This is a genomic window from Nocardioides sp. NPDC006273 (assembly GCF_040613495.1).
Taxonomy (GTDB): Bacteria; Actinomycetota; Actinomycetes; order Propionibacteriales; family Nocardioidaceae; genus Nocardioides.
The window spans coordinates 1-18,662 of the sequence record NZ_JBEXSD010000007.1 but is presented as its reverse complement, the minus strand read 5'-3'; the positions used below and the strand labels follow the sequence as shown (position 1 = coordinate 18,662).

Sequence of the window (18,662 nt, the reverse complement as noted above, 5' to 3'; positions counted from 1 at the left end):
GGGGCACTGGGTGACGAGTTTTGCTCATTACGTGACGGATGCGAGCAAAACACTGCATGATATGTGTGCGGTCCTCACGAGGTGAGTTGGAGTCGGCGCTGCAGCAGCGCGGAGACGGGCCGGAAGGCCGCCAGCCGCAGCGGCAGGTCGCGCAGCCAGAGTCGGAAGGGGTCTGCTGGGGCGTACAGCCCTTTGACCTGGCGGCCGAGCTTCTGTTTGCGTTCGGCCTCGGGTCGAATCTGGGCCTCCCACTCGCGCAGTGCGGTGGGCATGTCGTCCGGGTGGCGTTCGAGTGCCGCGCCCAGGGCGTCGGCTCCGGCGACGGCGAGCGAGGAACCGTAGCCGGCGAAGAGGGTGACGCACCATGCGGCGTCGCCCAGCAGGACCACCCGACCGCGGCTCCATCGGTCGACGACCATCTGACTGATCGTGTCGAAGTAGACCGACTCGGCCCGGGTGAGCTGGTCGAGCACGGCGGGGGCGACCCAGCCCATGTCGCCGTACGCGCGCGGCAGGGCGACCTGCGGTCCGTGGGCGAGCTCGTCCATGGGTCGCTCGGTGCGGTAGCCGAAGAAGGCGACTGCCTGGTCGGGGCCGGTGCTCACGATGGCCAGCGTGCGTCCGGTGTCGGTGAGCGAGGTGGTCACGCCCGGTTCGACGCCGTCGGGCAGCGTGTCGAGGGTGAAGACGCCGGCCATGTGGTTGAGGTCGAGCCGCACGTCTTCCTCGGGCCCGAACACCAGGCGGCGGGTCGCGGAGTGGAGCCCGTCCGCACCGACCAGCAGGTCGGCTCGTTCGACGGTGCCGTCCTCCAGCGTGACGTCGACGCCGTCCGGATCCTGCTGGACGTCGTGGATCGTCGTCCCGAAGCGGAGCTGTACCGTGTTCGAGCTCTGGCCCGATGCCCGGTTCGACAGCGCGGTGAACAGGACGTCCTCGATGTCGCCGCGCAGGACGTTCAGGGAGCGGTCTCCGACCATCGCGCGGACCGTCGGCCCGGGGACCGAGAACTTGATGCGCCCGTCGGGCCGCATGTAGTCCATGCGGTCCGGGGTGATGTGGCGCCGTACCAGCTCGGGCAGGATGCCCATCCGCTCGGCCGCGTCGTACCCGATGCCGGCGAACGTCACCGCGTACCCGCCCGTGCGGCGTTGCGGTGTCCGCTCGACCACCAGGACGTCCCATCCGGCCTGGTGCAGCCGTAGGGCCGCGCCCAGCCCGGCGATGCCGGCTCCGACGATCACGGCGCGGTGGCGGTGTGTGCTCATGTCAGGTCTCCTTCGGGTGTGGTCAGTCCTGTCGTGACGATGTCGACGAGCAGGTCGAGGGTCTTGCGGTAGGTGCCGGAGTTCCCGGCTGCGATGCTGCCGGCGTTGAACGGCATGAGCAGCACGGCCTGCAACGCGCCCACCACGACGTCCGGGCCGCTGCCGACGAGGTCGCCGCGCCGCTGTCGGTCGGTCACGTACTGCGTGAGCGCGATGGCCGGGTTGTTGTCGCCCAGGGCCGCCATGCGCTGCGGGTCCAGGCGGGCAGCGACGGCCGTCATCTCCTCGGGGTGCGTCACCAGGCGCCGCCACAGCGGGTTGTTCTCCAGCACGTCCAACGTCGCGTGCAGGAACCGGCGTAGTCCGTCGCGCGTGTCGTCAGTGGACATCAGCGCTTGGTCGATGACCTTGGCCTTGACCTCGTTGGCCTCGTCCAGCATGAGCTGCAGGTAGAGCGCCTCCTTCGAGTCGTAGAACTGGTAGAAGGTGCTCTTCACGATGCCCGCAGGGACGACCAGTTCCTCCAGCGCCGTCTTGCGCAGGCCCTGGCTGGTGAAGAGGTCCCGGCCCGTCGCGAGCAGCGCCCGGCTGATCCGGTCGCGCTCTTGGGCGGTGAATCCTCGTGGCACGGTCGGCCTCCTCTCTCTTGCGACTATAAAAACAGATTCGTCATTCGTTTTCAAGAGGCACTCCACACGCGCCCTTCCGCTGCGGGGACCGGCCGGGATCCGACCTGAGATGGCCGGATCTGCGTAGGCTGTCCGGGACCCAGAAAGAGGCCCATGAGACAACAGCGACTCAACCAACTGCTCGAGCTGATCAGCGAGCGCGGGCACGTCTCGATCGCAGAGGTGGAGACCGCGCTCGGCATCTCTGCGGCGACCGCGCGCCGCGACATCGGCCACCTCGCCGAGCAGCGGCTGGTCACCCGGACACATGGTGGCGCCACGGCGCTCGGCTCGGCCTACGAGCTGCCGTTGCAGTACAAGATCAGCCGGCAGGCCAACGCCAAGCTGGCGATCGCGACCGTGGTCGCCGACATGCTCGTGCCCGGCGAGACCGTGGCGCTCAACGGCGGGACGACGACCAGCGAGGTGGCGCGGGCGATCGGGCGCCGTCCGGATCTCGCCGACGACGGCAGCATCACCGTGGTCACCAACGCGCTCAACATCGCCTACGAGCTCTCGATCCGGCCCAACCTCAACATCGTGGTGACCGGTGGGGCTGCCCGGACCCAGTCCTACGAGCTGGTCGGCCCGTTGAGCGAGGAGGTGCTGTCGAAGATCAACATCGACACCGCGATCCTCGGCGTCGACGGGATCAGCACTCGAGCCGGACTCACCACGATCCATCCGGCCGAGGCCAAGATCAGCGCCGACTTCATCGCGGCCGCGCAGCGCACCATCGTCGTGGCCGACAGTACGAAGCTGGAGCATCCCACCTTCGCGCGCATCTGCGACCTCTCGAGCGTCTCCATGCTCGTCACCGACCGTCCGGTGCCCGAGCCGCTCGCCAAAGCGCTGGCCGAGGTGGGGGCGGAGATCGTGGTCACAAGTGATCAAAAATGATTGCTTGTGACCGTTTATTGACATAAACGCGCAACGAGTTGGATGATTCGGGCTCAGCCGGCAACACATCGGAGGGTGAACCGACACCATGACCACATCCGCACCGACGACGCACCTCGCCGCCGAGATAGCGACCCAGCCTGCCAACTGGATGACCGCCCGGAGCACCGCCGAGCGCCACGCCCAGGCGTTGCCGAAGGCGGGGGAGAAGGTCGCGGTCATCGGCTGCGGGACCTCTCTCTACATGGCGCAGGCCTACGCCGCCCTCCGCGAGGGGCAGGGTGACGGCATCACCGACGCGTGGACGCCGACCGAGGCCCGGGTGGACCGGGGCTACGACCGGGTGCTGGCGATCACCCGCTCCGGGACCACGACCGAGGTCGTCGACCTGCTCGCCAACGTCCGCGGCCGGATCCCGGCGACGGTGATCTCGTCCTCGCCCGGCACCCCGGCGCTCGAGCTGGCGGAGCCGATCCTCACGCCCGAGGTGGACGAGAGTTCGGTGGTCCAGACCCGCTTCGCCACCGCCACGCTGGCCATGCTGCGCTGGCATCTCGGCCAGGACCTGAGCCAGGCCGCCGAGCAGGCCCAGCAGATCATCGACGCCGACGAGAGCGCCCTCGGACCGGCGCTGACCGCCGAGCAGATCACCTTCGTCGGCCGAGGCTGGACCAACGGTCTGGCGCAGGAGGCAGCGCTCAAGCTCCGGGAGTCCGCGCAGCTGTGGACCGAGTCCTACCCGATGATGGAGTACCGCCACGGCCCGGTCTCGATCAGCGCTCCCGGCCGGGCCGTGTGGGCCTTCGGCGATCTGGTGCCGGGATTCGCCGAGGACGTCGCGGTCACCGGCGCCGACCTGGTGCACCACGAGATCGACCCGCTGGCCGAGCTGGTGCGCGTGCACCTGCTCTGCGTGGCGCGTGCCCGCAGGGCTGGGCTCGACCCCGACGCCCCGCGCAACCTCACGCGCTCGATCATCCTGAGCCCGCCGGCCGCACGACCGGCGTGACGCCGATGAGCCAGGCACCTCAGCCGCGAGAGTCGGTCGCAGGCCCGGCGCTCGCCCTCGCGTTCGACGTCGGCGGCACCTCGGTGCGCGGCGCGGTCGTCGGCGCCGGCGACGTGGCGCTGGCCGAGTCTCGGGTGGCCACTCGCACCGGTCCGCCCGTGCTCGATGACATCGCGCAGCTGGGCGAGGAGCTCCTCGCCGGCCTGAGCACCATGGCTCGAGCCCAGGTGGCCGGCGTCGGGGTCGCTTTCCCCGGCCTTGTCGACACCCGGACCGGGACCTCCCTCAAGGCCGTCAACCTCCGTCTCGTCGACACCCCGGTCGCAGCCCCGCTTGCCGAGCGCCTCGGCCTTCCGGTGGCGGTCTCGCACGACACGGCCGCTGCCGCGGGCGCGATCTGGGCGGACGCCGGCTCGCCGGCCTCCGCGCTCGTTGCCGTGCTCGGGACGGGCGTGGCCGCGGTGACGTACGTCGAGGGCAGGCCGATCGTCGGCGCCTCCGGGCAGGCCGGTGAGCTCGGCCATCTGGTGGTGGACCCGGGAGGACCGTTGTGCACCTGTGGGCTGCGTGGCTGCGTGGAGACGCGCGCGGGTGCCCGCGGCATGCTGGAGAGATACGCGACGCTGGGTGGCGACCCCGCGATCACCGGCGTCGCAGAGCTGGTCGCGCGGACCGACCACGATCCTCTCGCCGCCCAGGTCTGGTCCGAGGCGATCACCGCCCTCGCCGACGGCTTCCTCGCGGTGGGAGCGCTGCTCGCGCCCGGCGTGATCATCCTGGGCGGTGGCGTCGCCGAGGCCGGGGGACACCTGCTCGAACCGCTGCGAGACCGGATGAGCGAGCGCGCCGGCGTGACGGCGGTCCCGCCCGTACGTCTCTCCTCCCTCGGCGCCCGAGCCGGCCTTCTCGGCGCCGCCCGCCTGGCCCTGGCGTCAACGGGGACGGGCGCATGATCATCACCGTCACGCTCAACCCGGCCATCGACGTCACCTACCGGCTGCCCAGGCTGACCGTCGGCGAGGTCCACCGGGTCGCCGAGGTGACCAGCCGGCTCGGCGGAAAGGGCGTCAACGTCGCCCGCGTGCTCCACCAGCTCGGTGAGCCGACCCATGCGGTCGGCCTCGCCGACCACGACTTCGGAGTAGCCCTGGCCCGGGAGCTGCCGGCGACCTTCCTTCCCGAGCTGGAGGCGGTACGCCGCACACTGGTCGTCGTCGCTGACTCGACGACCTCGCTGTGGGAGCCGGGCCGACAGGCGGCCGCCGGCGCCGATCTCAGACTGCTCGACCTCCTCGCCGATCGGATCGCGGAGGCGAGGGCCATCGTCGTCTCCGGCAGCCTGGCGCCCGGGGTGCCCATCGACCTCCCGGCACGGATCGCGCAGCTCGCGGCGGCCGCCGGCGTACCCGTGCTCCTCGATCTCGACGACGCCGCGCTCGCTGCGGCGGTCGGCACCGGCGCCGTGCTGACTCCCAACGAGGACGAGGCCGCGCGCCTGCTGGGCCGGCGCCTCGACGACCCCGCAGCCGCGGTCGCAGAGCTCGCCGCGCGCCATGGTGGTCCGGTCGTGTTGACCCGCGGCCACCTCGGCCTCCTGGCGAACGCCGACGGCAGCTGCTGGGAGGTTCGCCCGCCCGCCGGAGTCGAGGGGAATCCGACCGGAGCCGGAGACGCGACCGCCGCCGGTCTCGCCCGCGGACTCGCCAACGGCATCGCCTGGCCGGAGATCCTGGCGGACGCGGCAGCGCTCGGCGCCGCTGCGGTCCTCATGCCGGTGGCCGGCGAGATCGACCCCGACGCGTACAGGTCGTTCCTGGCGGAGGTCACCGTCAGGCGCATCGACCACGAGGAAGCCTGACATGCCACTGGCACCGATGTCGCTGCTGCTCGACGACGCCCGCGGAACCGGCCGCGGGCTGGGCGCGATGAACGTCATCCAGCTCGAGCTGGCCGAGGCGATCGTGGCGGGGGCCGAGCAGGCCGGGCGTCCGGTCGTCCTCCAGATCTCCGAGAACACCGTCGACTACCGCGGTGGCCTGGCGCCGCTGCTGCGCGCGAGCATCGCGATCGCGGAGCGCGCCACGGTGCCGGTCTGCGTTCATCTCGATCATGCGACCCGCGTCGAGCTCGTCGAGGAGGCCGTCGAGCTGGGCTGTCCCTCGGTGATGTTCGACGCCTCGAAGCTCGACTACGACTCGAACGTGGCGGCCACGGCCAAGGTCGCGGCCTGGTGCCATGAGCGGGGTGCCTCCGTCGAGTCCGAGCTCGGCGAGGTGGGCGGCAAGGACGGTGTGCACGCACCCGGGGTCCGCACCCAGCCGGGGGAGGCCAAGGCGTACGTCGAGGCCACCGGCGTCGACGCACTGGCGGTCGCGGTCGGGTCCTCGCACGCGATGACGACGCGGACGGCCGCCCTCGACAACGAGCTCATCGCTCGGCTCGCCGACGCCGTCGAGGTCCCGCTCGTGCTGCACGGCTCCTCGGGAGTGCCTGATGAGGGCATCGTCGCGGCCATCCGTGCCGGGATGACCAAGGTCAACATCGCGACCCACCTCAACGCGACGTTCACCCGTGCCGTGCGCGCGGCGCTGACGGACGAGACCCGCGTCGACCCGCGCAAGTACCTCGGCGCCGGACGCGATGCGGTGGCCGGTGAGGCCGCGCGTCTGCTCGCGTTGATCGGCGGACCGAGGGTGGACCGCGCAGTGTGACCTGCGTTACAGTCGCCTCCAGTTTCGATTGGTTCTGACTCATTAGGGCGTGATGCGATCATGTTCAATCAATCAACCCGACGTTTACTGGTCTCGGGAGTCGCGCTGGCCGCCGCACTGGTCGCGCTCAGCCCGGTGAGCTCGGCGGCGGCCGAGACGAACGCTGAGGCGAAGAGCGAGCTCGGCGACGTGACCGGCTTCGAGCGCGACGGCGACAGCTACACCTTCGAGTCCGGCGAGGCCGCGCTGCGCGTGACCTTCGAGGACACCGACATGGTGCGCGTACGCCTGGCCCCGAACGGCGAGTTCGACGACCCGGCCAACGACGACCCCGCCGAGCCAGGCGCTCCCGACGCGGACATCGTCGTCAAGCGCGACTACCCCGGCGGGCAGACAAACGTGAAGGAGAGCGACGCGGCGTACGTCATCAGCACCGCCAAGGCCGTGCTCACCGTCACCAAGCAGCCGATCACCCTGCGCCTCACCGATCCGGAGGGAAAGGTGCTGATGGCGGAGGCCTCGCCGCTGACCTGGGACGACAAGAGCACCGCGCAGCACCTGCAGCGCGGTCCTGAGGAACAGTTCTTCGGCGGCGGCATGCAGAACGGCCGGTTCAGCCACCGCGGCGAGACCATCAAGATCTCGCGCGACTTCAACTGGAACGACGGCGGCAACCCGAACGCGGTGCCGTTCTACGTCTCCTCCCGCGGCTACGGGGTGCTGCGCAACACCTTCGCCGCCGGCAGCTACGACTTCGGGGCGCCGACCACGACCACCCACGACGAGCAGCGCTTCGACGCCTACTACTTCGTCGGCGACGCCGAGCGAGTCATCGACTCCTACACGGAGCTGACCGGCCGGCCGGTCGCGGTGCCGATGTACGCCCTGGAGGTCGGCGACGCCGACTGCTACCTCCACAACGCCAACCGTGGCGAGCGCGAGACCCTGCGCGACTCGACCGCGATCGCCGAGGGCTACGCCGAGCACGACATGCCGCTGGGCTGGATGCTGGTCAACGACGGTTACGGCTGCGGCTATGAGGACCTGGCCGAGACCGGTGACATGCTGACGGACCACGGCGCCGAGCTGGGCCTGTGGACCGAGGACGACCTGACCGAGCAGGAGGCCGAGGTCAAGGCCGGCGTACGCGTCCGCAAGACCGACGTCGCCTGGGTAGGACCGGGCTACCGCTTCGCGCTCGACGCCTGCGAGCAGGCCCGCGACGGCATCGAGACCAACAGCGCCGACCGCTCGACCGTCCTCACCGTCGAGGGCTGGGCCGGCACCCAGCGCTGTGCCGCGGTGTGGAGCGGCGACCAGTCCGGCAGCTGGGACTACATCCGCTGGCAGATCCCGACGTACGCCGGCTCCACCATGTCCGGCCAGCACCTCGCCACCGGCGACGTCGACGGCATCTTCGGCGGCAGCGCGGAGACGTACGTCCGCGACATGCAGTGGAAGATGTTCCTGCCGATGACCTACCTGATGAGCGGGTGGGCCGCCTCCGACAAGCAGCCGTGGCGCTACGGCGAGCCGTACACCTCGATCAACCGAAAGTACCTGAGCCTGCACGAGCGGCTGCTGCCCTACTTCTACACGCACACGATGAGGGCCAACCGCAACGGCGTGGGCGCGGTCAAGCCGCTCTACCTCAACTACCCCCAGGACCCGAAGACCTGGGGCGACGACGTCAAGTACGAGTTCCTCGCCGGCGACGACTTCCTGGTCGCCCCGGTCTACGAGGACTCCACCACCCGCGACGGGATCTACCTCCCCGAAGGGACCTGGGTCGACTACTGGAGCGGGCGGGTCCACCAGGGACCGAAGACGATCGACGGCTACAAGGCCCCGCTGGACACGCTGCCGCTCTTCGTACGCGCCGGCGCGGTGGTGCCGCAGTTCCCCGAGGGCACGCTCGACTGGCAGCAGGGCAAGAAGTCGGGCCGTCTCGATCTGGACATCTACCCGCAGGGATCCTCGTCCTTCGTGAACTACGAGGACGACGGGCGCAGCCAGGCGCACGCCTCGGGCGAGTCCGCCACCCAGGAGTTCCAGGTCGACGCGCCCGAGCAAGGCCGCGGCCGCGTGGTGGTGCGGCTGGGTGAGGTGGACGGCTCCTACGCCGGCAAGCCCAGCTCGCGCGAGTACGGGCTCAGCGTGCACGCCGACTCAGAGCCCGGAAGCGTGGTGCTGGACGGCGCCGAGCTGCCGCAGCGGGGCTCGAAGAAGGCGCTGGAAGACGCGGCGACCGGATGGTTCCACGACTCCGCCACGGGCATCACGCAGGTCAAGACCGGGAAGCTGTCCACCTCCGCGTCGGCGGTCGTCACGCTGAACGGGTCCTCGGCGGTCGGTGGTGGCCACCCGGGCGACCGCAACGTGAGCCTCGACGCCGCCGCTCCCGCGATCGCGGTCGCCGGTGAGGCCGCGGAGGTCAGCGCCACCTTCACCAACGAGACCGACTCCCGCGTCCAGCTCGAGTCGATCACGGCCAAGGCCCCCGAGGGCTGGGACGTACGCCCGGGCGCTGCTGTGTCGGGGTCTCTCGCGCCCGGTGCCTCCCGCACCGCGACATTCAGCATCACGCCACCGGCGGACGCCTCACCCGGCCGGGTCAAGATCGACGCGACCGCAACCTACGTGACCCACGACCGGACGTACGCCGTGACGGACTCGGCCACGACCACGGTCGCCCACCCGGACCTGGCCTCGGCGTTCAACAACGTGGGTGTCACCAGGGCCGAGGATCCCGAGCCGGGTGACATCGACGGCGGAGGCAGCAGCTTCCTCGCCGACAAGCTCGCCGAGAAGGGCGTCACTCCCGGCGCGACCGTGAGCGCGAACGGGTTCGACTTCACCTGGCCGAACTCGGCGCCGGGCACCAAGGACAACGTCGCCTCCGGCGGCGAGACCATCCGGATCAGCGGTCGGGGCAATGCGCTGGCGTTCCTGGGGACCGGCACCAGCCTCTCGGCAGCCGAGAAGGCGACGGTGCACTACACAGACGGCACCTCCGGCACCGGCACGCTCGGCTTCCCCAACTGGTGCTGTGCGGCCACCGACAGCTACGGCGCCAAGGTCGCCGTCACCACGCTGGGGAAGAACACCCAGGACGGCCCGGCTTACCCGACGGTCTCCTATCGCCTGTTCACCAAGACCTTGCGAACCGACCCGGCCAAGGAGATCGCGGCGGTCACGCTCCCCGCCAACGCCGCGGTGCACGTGTTCGCGATGACGGTCGGCGAGGAGGAGGTCGTACCTCCGGCCCTGGTCGACGGCCAGTACTCGCTGGGCAACGTCGCCTCAGGGCTTGCGCTCGACGCGGCGACCGGGACCAGCAACGGTCAGCTGACCACCTCGGCCGTCGGGGCGGCGGCGTCGCAGAAGTGGGTGGTCACCCGGAACGAGGACGACGGCAGCTACCAGCTGAAGAACGCCGGCACCGGTCTGTGCGCCGACGTCGCCTACAGCTCGAAGACGAGCGGTGACCCGGTCGTGGAGTACACCTGCACCGGCACGCCCAACCAACGCTGGGTGATCGCGGCCGACGGTGCGGCGCTGAAGGTCTCGGCCAAGCACAGCGGTCTCAGCCTGGCCGCCGGTGCCGGCGGGCTGGTCGTACAGCAGACCGACACGGCGGTCGGGGCACAGCGCTGGAAGGCCACCCCGAACTAGCCGACGCGATCCGAGCGGCAGCAGGTCACCTTCGACCTTGCTGCCCTCGGATCGCTGCGCGTGCGATGAGCGCCGCTTGGATGGTCGGGAGATGGTCGGGCCTGGTCGGGTCGAGACCGGTGAGCTGGGCGATACGGCGTAGCCGATTGTCGATCGTGTTCGGATGGACCTGGAGCTCGGTGGCCGAGCGGCGCCGGTTCATGCCCGTACGCTGGTGGACCTCCAGAGTGCGGTGCAGCTCCGGGTGCTCGTCGAGGGTGGCCAACAGGCCGGCCAGCACCGACCGGGCCGGTGACGCCTGCCGCAGCTGATAGTCGAGAGCGACATCCGCGAGCTCGTAGACACCTTCGGGCCGGCCGGTGGCGAGGACGACGTCGATGATCTCGTGGCAGAGCGGCGCGGCGGCGGCCACCTCTTCGGGTGCGGCACGCGTCGCTGCGGCCCACAACGGCGCGCCGGCCAGCCGACGTGCGGCACGGAGTACGTTTCGTAGTCGGTCCAGGTCGGGCTGGGGGATGAGCAGCAATCCGCCGTCGAGCGAGGGCTGCCAGAGAACCGGGTCTGCGTAGTGGCGGTCGATCTCGGTCCGAAGGCGACGTAGCTTTCGACGTCCGGCAACCCCGGGGGCGATCATCGGATCGGCCTCGTCGGGATGGGCGCCGACACTCACGCGTACCACCAGCCAGGTGTCGGCGTGTGCCATCTCGGCCGGTCCCGCGGCCTCGTGGAAGCCCTCGCCGGCGAGCAGAGCGGCCAGGAGACGCTGTCGTACGTCGGCCTGCTCGGCCAGAACCGTCCTTCCGTGCGCCGTGAACCCGGCGGCCACTGCCGTGGTGAGCTTCTCGAGGTAGTCGAAGAGGGCGACCGCGATGATGCGGGCGTCGTCGAGCTCCTCCGGCCGTGCTTCGGCAAAGCAGTGGTCGAGCGCGACCCGCGCGCCACGGTGATACGCGGCCATCACCATCTCCATGGGTACGCCCTCATCGGCGCGAAGGGCGGCGGACTCGGTGAGACGCGACAGCTCCTCGGCTGAAGGACCGCCCGCGAGAGTCGCGGGGAAGAGCCGGAGAGCGTGGTCCACCACGGCGCGTACGTCCCCGTCGATGAGTTCCTGTGGCAGGCGGTCGTAGCCGGGGACGTGCTGGACCAGATCATCGAGGACCGCGCCCACCAGGAAAGCGTGGTCGCGCTCGAGAAGTGCGGACACACGCAGTCCGCCCAACTGTGGCTCATTGTGACGCATCACAACATCGTCCCGATCCACTTGGTTGAATCGCCCACCGGACGGTGGGTCGTTTGTGCTCCATCATTCCTGGTGGGCAATGGCGTCTGTCGAGAGGAAGTGCATGGTGATGGAAAAGAGACTTCGACTCCGCGCTGGCGGGGTGCTGGCAACGGCCGCGGTCGTGATCGGAGCGCAAACGGCTCCGGCGATGGCGTACGACGGTGCCGCGGCTGATCCGCCGACCATGGTCGCGCTCGGCGACTCCCAGGCGGCGGGCCCCCTGGTCACGACCCAGAACAGCTGGGACTGTCTGAGATCCGACGACAACTGGCCCTCGGTCGCGGCGCGGACGATCGGCGCCTCGCTCACCGACGTCACCTGTTCGGGTGCGACGACGGCCGACCTCACCGGACGGCGCTTCGGCTACATGGCGCCGCAGCTGGACGCGGTCGGACCCGGCACCGACATCGTCACGATCACCATCGGCGCGAACGACCTGAACCTCGGCGTGCTCGTCCCGAGCTGCATGCAACCCCTGCCGGCACCGCACGGCATCGCCTGCTCCAGCTATCAACCCGACAGCTACACGAGCCAGATCGACACCGTCGGTAAGCGGATCGCCGACGCGGTGCAGTCGGTCCACACCAGGGCGCCGGGCGCGGACGTTCATCTCGTCAGCTATCTCACCTACTGGGGGACCTCCGGCTGCTATCCCGTCGACCCGATCTGGGCGATCGACGCAGCGTGGCTCCAGAGCATCTTCGACCGCCTCAACGCCAAGCTCTCCGCGGTAGCCGCTGACAACGGAGCCGGCTACATCGATCTGGCGACCCCGAGCCGGGACCACGGCGTCTGTGCTCCTGTTGAAGCCAAGTGGGTCGAGGGCCTGATCCCGACGAGCCAGGCCGCGCCCTACCATCCCAATGCCCTCGGGAACAGGGAAGGCGGCGCGATCGTGGCAGGAGCGATCAGAGATTGAGGCCGTCGTCCCACCGCCTATGATGCCCGTCGCGCTGCTACATCAGCCCAGGAGATGAGCTGTGTAGCCGGGAAGGGCGGTGAGCGGTGCGACCAGGAAGTCGGCGTGAGGTCGTGCTCTGCGCTGTCCTCGTGCTGATCGCCCTGGGCTGGATCGTCACCGGCCTCCGCGCCGACTCCGGAGAGCTCCACGAGGCTCCGGTGGTCCTGGTGGGCCCCGATGTCGTCACCGCGCCCCTCGTCAAGCAGGTGAACGCCGTGCCGGGGAGCCCGTTCTCGGCGGGCGCGGTCGACGACCGAGCCGAGGCGGCGGAGCTGCTGGAGAGCGGGGACGTCGTTGCGGTGCTCGACATCGACCTGACCGGCACCCAGGACGAGCTGTGTCTGGCCACGGCACACCGGCCCGCGCTCGCTCACGCGATCCAGGCCGACGTCGAGCGGATCGAGAAGACCCGGGGACGTACGGTCGTGCTCGCCGAGCCGCCCGATCGGCTCGAGGGCCGGCCGTCGTCGTGGGTCACCTTCGCGACCGCGCTGGCGGGCTTCCTGCTGGTGTGCGTCGTCTCGCTCGTGTGGGGCCCGTTCGCGCGTACGCTGCCTCGACTCCTGGCGCGGCTGACCGCCCTCGCCGCGCTGACGGTGGGAGCGGGCATCTGGGGCTGGTCGCTCGCCGCGCCAGCGCCGGCGGGGGAGCGGATGCTCATGGCGACGGTCCTCGCCGCCATGGTCCTCGCCGCGGGTGCCCTGACCTTCGCCTGCGAGATCGTCGGCGGACTGCCGGGGTTGCTGCTCGCGGCGACGGTGATCGTCGCCGGGCCCGTACCCCTCCTCCTCGCCCGCGACCGCCTGCTTCTCGCGGATCCGTGGGCGATCGGCTCCCGATGGACGATCGCCGGGGCGGGCGAGTCCCTGACGTGGGCAGCGACCGGGGCCGGTCGCACCCACATCACCCAACCGGTGGTGACCATCGTGGGGTCGGCGCTGCTCGGTCTGATCGTCCTCGTGGCGATCCGGTGGCTGGTCCGAGTCGACGTCGAGCGCGAGGTCGCGCTCGTGTCGGTGCGCTCGTGGCGGCGGAACCTCGGCCTGGTCCTGGCCTCGGCCACCTGCCTGACCGTGCTCGCGACCGCGGTGACCTCCGCGCTGCACAGCGACGCCGTGCCGCGCCCGCTGGCCAGCCTCGCCTCGACCACCCAGTGTGTCCCATCGGGTCCCGTCGAGGACGTCGACGACCTCAACCGGATCACCCGGCTGCGCGCCGAGCCGGCGCTCCAGGGCGGCGACGTCGGGGTGAGCGCCGAGCTGGGCGATGAGCGGAGCATCTGGATGTTCGGTGACACTCTGCGGGGCAAGGACTTCTCCGGCGCCGGTTTCGTACGCAACTCGATGCTGCTCGTCGAGCCCGACTGTCTGCGCGTCGTCCTCCCGGAGTCCGGCGGTGCGATCATCCCCGACCGGGACGATGGTGTGGGCTACTGGCCGATGTCGGTGACCTCGCTCGACAAGCCGGGACACACGCTCGTCGTCGTGGCCGCGCAACGGGTCCGTACGACCGACTCCGACGACGTGTTCGGCTTCGAGGCGCTGGGGCCGGCCATCGCCCAGTTCGTGGTCCCGGACGGGGGAATCCCGCAGCTGATCGCGGTGACCGACATCGGTGCCGACGACGCCGACACGCGCCGGCCGATGTGGGGCGCCGCGGCGGCGGTGTCGGGGGAGTGGCTCTACCTCTACGGCACCGCCCGCGAGCCCGACCCGCCGTTCGGCACCGGCTTCGCCCTGCACGTCGCCCGCGTCGCGCCGGACCATGTCGCCGACCCCGACCGCTGGACCTACTGGGACGGCACCGGCTGGACCAAACGCGCCAGCGCCTCGAGCGAGCTGATCCCCGTGACCGATGGCGTCTCTCAGACGCTGAGCGTCTTCGAGCGCGACGGGCGCTGGTATGCGTTCAGCAAGAGCGGTGAGTTCCTGGGAGAGAACCTGGTCTTCTGGACCTCGTCGTCGCCGACCGGCCCGTTCCGGGCGCGACCACCGGTCGGCACCCTTCCCTCCGGAGTGGCACGTGGCGAGCTCCGCTACATGCCGCTGGCCCACCCCGACATCCTCGAGGAGCCCGGTTCGGTGATCGTGTCCTACAGCCGCAACAGCACCGACTTCGGTGCCGTCCTGCGCAACCCGCTCCTGTATCGGCCGACGTTCATCCGAGTCGACCTACCGGCCAGCTGACGGAGCCGGCGCCGGGGGCCGCACGAACAAGTTCGCCTCGTCCGGGCTCCGTCGCGGTGACTATGTCGCGGCGCGGCTACTTCCGGTCGGCGATGAGTGGATGCCTACGACGCTGTTGCACGCGTTCCCGAGGGACGAGCGTTCCGACGTCCTCAGGATCGCCAAAGAGCTGCTGCGAACCTTCGCGACAACGCTGCATCGGATTGACGTGCTCCGAGCGCAGAATGCCGGGCGGGAGAACCTAGGGCGTTGAACCTGGGGAGGGTAGTCCGAACCAGGCTCGGATAGCCCTCCCCAGGGTTGACCCTGAGCACCTCTGGATCGTCCTGGGTCGCTATCGGGCGTCAGCGGGCGAGCGTGTGGAGGAGGCCGGTGACGGCGGCCGCGGCGGCGCCGGGGTCCTGGGCGCGGATGGCGTCGAAGACGGCGACGTGCTCGTCGGCGAGATCGACTGTCTCGTCGTCGAGGTGGATCATCGTGCGCAAGGTGCCCTCGAAGCCCGCGTAGAGCTCGATGAGGAGCGGGTTGTGGGTCGCGGTGACCACGCCGAGGTGGAACTCCGTGTCGGCGTCGGCGAAGGCGTCGGCGTCCTTGGCCGCGACGGCCGCCGCGCGCCGCTCCATGAGGGCGGTCAGCGCTCGCAGGTCGTCCTCGGTGCGCCGCACGGCGGCCAGCGCCGCTGCCTGGGTCTCGATCGCGTGGCGGACCTCGAGGACGTGCCGCAGGTCGACCCGGCCGAGCCTGCGCCGCATCATCGCCGCCACCTCGTTGGAGGCGGAGACGTACGTCCCGTCTCCGCGTCGCACCTCCAGCACGCCGGTGTGGGCCAGTGCCCGCACCGCCTCACGCACGGTGTTGCGGCTGACGCCGAGCGCCGCGGCCAGCTCGGGCTCGGGCGGGATGCGGGTGCCGACGGTCCACTCGCCGTCGGCGAGCAGTTCACGCATCCCGTCGATCGCCTGGTCGACCAGGGAGCGAGAAGTGGTGGTGGAGAGCGGCACGATGCCGTCCTTTCATCCAATCATCCGACGTCTGGCATCCTAGGGGGTGTGACCTCCCGACTCCAGTCCCGCCCCGAGTCCTCGTCGTCGAACACAGCCGCGCGGTCGACGGTGTGGCTGCTCGTCGCGGTCCTGCTGGTGGCCGCGAACCTGCGTGGGGGCATCACCTCCCTCGGTGCCCTCCTCGACGGGCTCGACGGGCTCTCGGGCGGCACCAAGTCCTTCCTGACCTCGCTGCCGGTGCTGTGCTTCGCGGTCGTCGGTGCGACCGGCATGACGCTCGCCCGCCGGCTAGGCGTGCATCGCGGCATCGGGGTCGCGCTCGGCTTGCTGGCGGCCGGGCTGCTGGTCCGGGTGATCGGCGACCCCTGGCTCCTGCTCGTCGGCACGTTCGTCGCGTGTGCGGGCATCGCGCTCGCCAACGTGCTGCTGCCGGCCGTGGTCAAGGAGGGCTTCCCGAACCGGGTCGGCGCGGTCACCGGCGCCTACAGCGCGGTGATGTCGCTGGGTGCGGCGATCGCCGCCGGGGTCACCGTGCCGATCGCCCACGCGGCCGGAAGCTGGCGGGTCGGCCTCGGCGTCTGGGCGGTGCTCGCCGTCGTGGCTCTGGTCGCGTGGCTGCCGTATCTGCGCGAACGCGAGCTGCGCAGCGGAGGCCGCGCGCGGGTCTCGTTGTGGCGGGAGCCGGTGGCGTGGGCCGTCACGCTCCTCTTCGGCACCCAGTCGCTGTTCGCGTATGTCGTGATGAGCTGGCTGCCGAGCATCTATGCCGACGCCGGCTTCGGGCACGCGACGGCAGGGCTGCTGCTCGCGGTGAGCATCCTGGTCGGCGTGCCGGTCTACTTCCTGGCGCCCACGCTCGCGATCCGCGCCTCGTCGCAGGGTCACCTGGTCGCCGTGCTGACCGCGCTGCTGGCGGTCGGGTTCGCCGGTCTCCTCCTTGCTCCCGTCACGGGTGCCTGGCTCTGGGCGGTGCTGCTCGGCGTCGGTGGTGCGGTCTTCCCGGTCACCCTGACCCTGTTCAGCATCCGCACCGCGACGACCGCCGGCACCACCGCGCTGTCCTCGATGGCGCAGAGCATCGGCTACCTGTTCGCGGCCGGCGGCCCGTTCGTCGTCGGGCTGCTGCGCGAGTCGACCGGCTCGTGGTCGGTGCCGATCGCGCTCCTGCTGGGCCTCGCGGCCGTCCAGGTCTGCGCCGGGTACGTCGCGGGCCGTCCCGTCGTCATCGGAGCCCGGACAGAGGACTGAGCCGTCGGCTTCGCGGTCGCCGACACGGCGGTTCCTCAGGCGCGCACCGCGACGATCGGCGATACTGCAGGGCATGACCGCCACCGCTGAGAAGCCGGACCGGGTCGGGCTCTCCGCCCTGGCGGCGGTCATCGTCATCGCGGCCGAGATCGTGCGCCTGGTGGTCCTGAGCCAGATCCGCTGGAAGATCGGCTACCCCGAGGAGTTCGCGGTCGAGGGCGTGCTGTTCACGCTGACCTACCTGACGTACGCGGCGATGCTGGTCTGGCGCGGGCGGACACTCCTGCGCCGGCTCACCGCGCCGCTCCTGCTGGTCCCGGGATGGCTCTTCGACTGCTACTGGCTGGTCGCTGACTTCCTCCGGGCACGGGGCTCGTTCGAGCCGCCCCACGAGGAATGGTGGCTGTGGCTGGTCCGCTTCCTGGCGGTCTTCATCACGGTGTGCCTGGTGGCCGCGTGGGGCGTTGCCCGGCGCACGGGCTTCCTGTGGCTGATCGGTCTGATCGTGCCGGCCGTGCTGATGTTCGCTTGGCTGGAGTGGTCGTGGCGCCTCTACCGGGCGCTATCTGGCGAGATCTTCATCTATGACCTGGTCGCGGTCGTCCCGACCGTGGTCATCACGCTGCTCGGCTGCCTCGCCTGCTGGGGTGTCGAGGCGTTGACACGCAGGCGCGCCTGAGGATCAGGGCCGCACGCGGGAGTTCTTTGCGTTCTTGGGCAACTCAGGGTCGATCGGGGATACCCGGACGCCGAGTGCGGCGTGGGCGTAGCTGGCCAGCTGCTGCTCGGCCCGCTCCAAGGTCAGCGACGAGTTGTGGGCGAGCAGGTGCAGGCCGAAGGCGTCCTCGAGGGCCACGAAGTTGCGGGCGATCGCCTCGGCCGAGTCGGTGAGCGCGAAGACGTCGGTCGCGCGGCCGACCTCGAGCACGGCGGTGTAGAGCGAGACCTCGCGGTCGAAGAGCAGCGTCATCAGGGTCGCGTGCATCGGGCTGCGGCTCGCGTTGACCGAGATCTCGTCGAGGACCTGGCTCAGCAGGAGGTCCTCACCTCGGGGAAGACCGGAGTACATCAGGCGTCCGAGCTTCTCGGTGGGGGACAGGTCGCCTTCGATCGCCCGCTGCCGGGACCAGTAGTAGCGGTCGGTCGCGGCCTGGTGGGCGGCCTCGATGAGGCCGTCGAGCTCGGGGTAGTAGTAGGCGATCAGGCGCGGTGAGATGCCGGCCTCCGCGGCGATGTTCTTCATCGTGGCGCCGGCCAAGCCGTGGGTGGCGATCACGGTCAGCGTTGCCGCGGTCAGATGTTCGCGCCGAGCGGCCTGGTCCTTGCGTCGAGCCATGCTCAACCGTAACGCGTATGTGAAATCTGCGGGCGAACGATTGACACCTGGTGTGGCGAGGCTCATATTTGCGGTGAAGCGCAAAGAAAGGACTTGCTTGTGCGTACCCACCAGGACTGGCGAGAGCTCGCCGCAGAGGTCCGACTCCCGACCCGGCCGTTCGTTGGCGGCTGCTCCATCGACACCGCGGAGGGTTCCTTCGAGAACCGCAACCCCGCCTCCGGCGCGCTGCTCGCCGAGGTCGCCGACGCGGGCGAGGCTGGCGTCGACGCCGCCGTGCGTGCGGCGAGGGCCGCGTACGACGACGGCGGCTGGTCGCGGGCCGGGGTCGCATTCCGCCGGGAGCGGATGCTCCGCTTCGCCGATCTCCTCGCCGACCACGCCGCCGAGCTGGCGGTGCTGGACTCGCTC

At 70.4% G+C, this 18,662-nt stretch carries 16 protein-coding genes; 11 read left to right on the top strand and 5 right to left on the bottom strand.

The annotated features are described in order from the left end of the window. Positions 1–74 precede the first annotated feature (74 nt). Together ABZZ22_RS04870 and ABZZ22_RS04865 are read right to left on the bottom strand one after the other, a co-directional pair. A complete protein-coding gene (locus ABZZ22_RS04870; protein ID WP_354927379.1) occupies positions 75–1,268 on the bottom strand; it encodes an FAD-dependent oxidoreductase in 1,194 nt (397 codons plus the stop codon). Further along, positions 1,265–1,897, bottom strand: a complete 633-nt coding sequence (locus ABZZ22_RS04865) for a TetR/AcrR family transcriptional regulator (RefSeq protein WP_354927377.1) — start codon at positions 1,895–1,897, stop codon at positions 1,265–1,267. Before ABZZ22_RS04865 ends, ABZZ22_RS04870 begins: the two co-directional genes overlap by 4 nt. Before the next feature lie 153 nt (positions 1,898–2,050). Here ABZZ22_RS04865 and ABZZ22_RS04860 point away from each other — a divergent pair, with 153 nt between their 5' ends. The 6 genes from ABZZ22_RS04860 (at position 2,051) to ABZZ22_RS04835 (ending at position 10,231) form a co-directional block, all read left to right on the top strand. After that, positions 2,051–2,836: a DeoR/GlpR family DNA-binding transcription regulator gene (locus tag ABZZ22_RS04860; RefSeq protein WP_354927375.1), complete on the top strand. Its 786-nt coding sequence runs from the start codon at positions 2,051–2,053 to the stop codon at positions 2,834–2,836. Positions 2,837–2,924: 88 nt separating this feature from the next. After that, entirely contained in the window at positions 2,925–3,845 is a 921-nt protein-coding gene (locus ABZZ22_RS04855; protein ID WP_354927374.1) for a sugar isomerase, read from the top strand. Between the two features lie 5 nt (positions 3,846–3,850). Further along, positions 3,851–4,798, top strand: a complete 948-nt coding sequence (locus tag ABZZ22_RS04850; RefSeq protein WP_354927372.1) for an ROK family protein — start codon at positions 3,851–3,853, stop codon at positions 4,796–4,798. Further along, entirely contained in the window at positions 4,795–5,703 is a 909-nt protein-coding gene (locus ABZZ22_RS04845) for a PfkB family carbohydrate kinase (protein WP_354927370.1), read from the top strand. Before ABZZ22_RS04850 ends, ABZZ22_RS04845 begins: the two co-directional genes overlap by 4 nt. 1 nt (position 5,704) lies before the next feature. Then, positions 5,705–6,556 (top strand): class II fructose-bisphosphate aldolase, encoded by an 852-nt coding sequence (locus ABZZ22_RS04840; RefSeq protein WP_354927368.1) that lies wholly within the window; start codon positions 5,705–5,707, stop codon positions 6,554–6,556. A gap of 60 nt (positions 6,557–6,616) precedes the next feature. Next, positions 6,617–10,231: a TIM-barrel domain-containing protein gene (locus tag ABZZ22_RS04835; protein ID WP_354927366.1), complete on the top strand. Its 3,615-nt coding sequence runs from the start codon at positions 6,617–6,619 to the stop codon at positions 10,229–10,231. Between the two features lie 25 nt (positions 10,232–10,256). On the opposite strand, the gene ABZZ22_RS04830 is transcribed toward ABZZ22_RS04835, so the two are convergent. Further along, positions 10,257–11,438 carry a helix-turn-helix domain-containing protein gene (locus ABZZ22_RS04830; RefSeq protein ID WP_354927364.1) on the bottom strand — a complete coding sequence of 394 codons (1,182 nt, stop codon included), beginning with the start codon at positions 11,436–11,438 and terminating at the stop codon, positions 10,257–10,259. 145 nt (positions 11,439–11,583) lie between these two features. Here ABZZ22_RS04830 and ABZZ22_RS04825 point away from each other — a divergent pair, with 145 nt between their 5' ends. Continuing rightward, complete coding sequence (locus ABZZ22_RS04825; RefSeq protein ID WP_354927362.1) at positions 11,584–12,435, top strand: SGNH/GDSL hydrolase family protein; 852 nt, start codon at positions 11,584–11,586, stop codon at positions 12,433–12,435. Positions 12,436–12,521: 86 nt separating this feature from the next. Beyond that, entirely contained in the window at positions 12,522–14,663 is a 2,142-nt protein-coding gene (locus ABZZ22_RS04820) for a hypothetical protein (protein WP_354927360.1), read from the top strand. A 344-nt stretch (positions 14,664–15,007) separates the two neighbouring features. Here ABZZ22_RS04820 and ABZZ22_RS04815 read toward each other — a convergent pair whose 3' ends face one another. Further along, positions 15,008–15,664: an FCD domain-containing protein gene (locus ABZZ22_RS04815; RefSeq protein ID WP_354927358.1), complete on the bottom strand. Its 657-nt coding sequence runs from the start codon at positions 15,662–15,664 to the stop codon at positions 15,008–15,010. 48 nt (positions 15,665–15,712) lie between these two features. Between ABZZ22_RS04815 and ABZZ22_RS04810 the strand changes: the two genes are divergently transcribed. Next, positions 15,713–16,915 (top strand): MFS transporter, encoded by a 1,203-nt coding sequence (locus tag ABZZ22_RS04810; RefSeq protein WP_354927356.1) that lies wholly within the window; start codon positions 15,713–15,715, stop codon positions 16,913–16,915. 73 nt (positions 16,916–16,988) lie between these two features. Next, complete coding sequence (locus tag ABZZ22_RS04805) at positions 16,989–17,594, top strand: hypothetical protein (RefSeq protein WP_354927354.1); 606 nt, start codon at positions 16,989–16,991, stop codon at positions 17,592–17,594. A 3-nt stretch (positions 17,595–17,597) separates the two neighbouring features. On the opposite strand, the gene ABZZ22_RS04800 is transcribed toward ABZZ22_RS04805, so the two are convergent. After that, on the bottom strand, positions 17,598–18,251 hold the full coding sequence (locus ABZZ22_RS04800; protein ID WP_354927352.1) for a TetR/AcrR family transcriptional regulator: 654 nt from the start codon (positions 18,249–18,251) through the stop codon (positions 17,598–17,600). Between the two features lie 99 nt (positions 18,252–18,350). On the opposite strand from ABZZ22_RS04800, the gene ABZZ22_RS04795 reads away from it, so the two are divergent. Then, positions 18,351–18,662, top strand: a 312-nt coding sequence (locus tag ABZZ22_RS04795) for an aldehyde dehydrogenase family protein (protein ID WP_354927350.1), incomplete at its 3' end; no start/stop codon positions are given.